This window comes from Streptomyces sp. NPDC054872 (assembly GCF_053610705.1).
This window is the reverse complement of the sequence record NZ_JBSGYY010000088.1, coordinates 1-2,076: the sequence shown is the minus strand read 5'-3', so window position 1 is coordinate 2,076 and position 2,076 is coordinate 1. Positions and strand designations below refer to the sequence as shown.

Below are 2,076 nucleotides of genomic sequence, written 5' to 3'. Positions count from 1 at the left end.
TCGTAACAAGGTAGCCGTATCGGAAGGTGCGGCTGGATCACCTCCTTTCTAAGGATATTATACGGAATATAAGACCTTGGGTCTTATAAACAGAACGTTCCCTGTCTTGTTTAGTTTTGAAGGATCATTCCTTCGAAACGTGTTCTTTGAAAACTAGATAACAGTAGACATCACATTCAATTAGTAATGCAAGATATCACGTAGTGATTCTTTTTAACGGTTAAGTTAGAAAGGGCGCACGGTGGATGCCTTGGCACTAGGAGCCGATGAAGGACGGGACGAACACCGATATGCTTCGGGGAGCTGTAAGCAAGCTTTGATCCGGAGATTTCCGAATGGGGAAACCCACCACTCGTAATGGAGTGGTATCCATATCTGAATTCATAGGATATGAGAAGGCAGACCCGGGGAACTGAAACATCTAAGTACCCGGAGGAAGAGAAAGCAAATGCGATTCCCTGAGTAGCGGCGAGCGAAACGGGATCAGCCCAAACCAAGAGGCTTGCCTCTTGGGGTTGTAGGACACTCTGTACGGAGTTACAAAGGAACGAGGTAGATGAAGAGGTCTGGAAAGGCCCGCCATAGGAGGTAACAGCCCTGTAGTCAAAACTTCGTTCTCTCCTGAGTGGATCCTGAGTACGGCGGAACACGTGAAATTCCGTCGGAATCCGGGAGGACCATCTCCCAAGGCTAAATACTCCCTAGTGACCGATAGTGAACCAGTACCGTGAGGGAAAGGTGAAAAGCACCCCGGAAGGGGAGTGAAAGAGATCCTGAAACCGTGTGCCTACAAGTAGTCAGAGCCCGTTAACGGGTGATGGCGTGCCTTTTGTAGAATGAACCGGCGAGTTACGATCCCGTGCAAGGTTAAGCAGAAGATGCGGAGCCGCAGCGAAAGCGAGTCTGAATAGGGCGCATGAGTACGTGGTCGTAGACCCGAAACCAGGTGATCTACCCATGTCCAGGGTGAAGTTCAGGTAACACTGAATGGAGGCCCGAACCCACGCACGTTGAAAAGTGCGGGGATGAGGTGTGGGTAGGGGTGAAATGCCAATCGAACCTGGAGATAGCTGGTTCTCTCCGAAATAGCTTTAGGGCTAGCCTCAAGGTAAGAGTCTTGGAGGTAGAGCACTGATTGGACTAGGGGCCCCTACCGGGTTACCGAATTCAGTCAAACTCCGAATGCCAATGACTTATCCTTGGGAGTCAGACTGCGAGTGATAAGATCCGTAGTCGAAAGGGAAACAGCCCAGACCGCCAGCTAAGGTCCCAAAGTATACGTTAAGTGGAAAAGGATGTGGAGTTGCTTAGACAACCAGGATGTTGGCTTAGAAGCAGCCACCATTTAAAGAGTGCGTAATAGCTCACTGGTCGAGTGACTCTGCGCCGAAAATGTACCGGGGCTAAACGTATCACCGAAGCTGCGGACTGTTCTTACGAACAGTGGTAGGAGAGCGTTCTAAGGGCTGTGAAGCCAGACCGGAAGGACTGGTGGAGCGCTTAGAAGTGAGAATGCCGGTATGAGTAGCGAAAGAGGGGTGAGAATCCCCTCCACCGAATGCCTAAGGTTTCCTGAGGAAGGCTCGTCCGCTCAGGGTTAGTCGGGACCTAAGCCGAGGCCGAAAGGCGTAGGCGATGGACAACAGGTTGATATTCCTGTACCACCTCCTCACCATTTGAGCAATGGGGGGACGCAGGAGGATAGGGTAAGCGCGGTATTGGATATCCGCGTCCAAGCAGTTAGGCTGGGAAATAGGCAAATCCGTTTCCCATAAGGCTGAGCTGTGATGGCGAGCGAAATATAGTAGCGAAGTTCCTGATTCCACACTGCCAAGAAAAGCCTCTAGCGAGGTGAGAGGTGCCCGTACCGCAAACCGACACAGGTAGGCGAGGAGAGAATCCTAAGGTGTGCGAGAGAACTCTCGTTAAGGAACTCGGCAAAATGACCCCGTAACTTCGGGAGAAGGGGTGCTCTGTTAGGGTGCAAGCCCGAGAGAGCCGCAGTGAATAGGCCCAGGCGACTGTTTAGCAAAAACACAGGTCTCTGCGAAGCCGTAAGGCGAAGTATAGGGGCTG

At 51.5% G+C, this 2,076-nt stretch carries 1 rRNA gene; it reads left to right on the top strand.

What is annotated here, in order from left to right:
* Positions 1 to 218: 218 nt before the first annotated feature.
* Positions 219 to 2,076, top strand: a 23S ribosomal RNA gene (locus tag ACWGIH_RS43420); the annotation flags it as partial.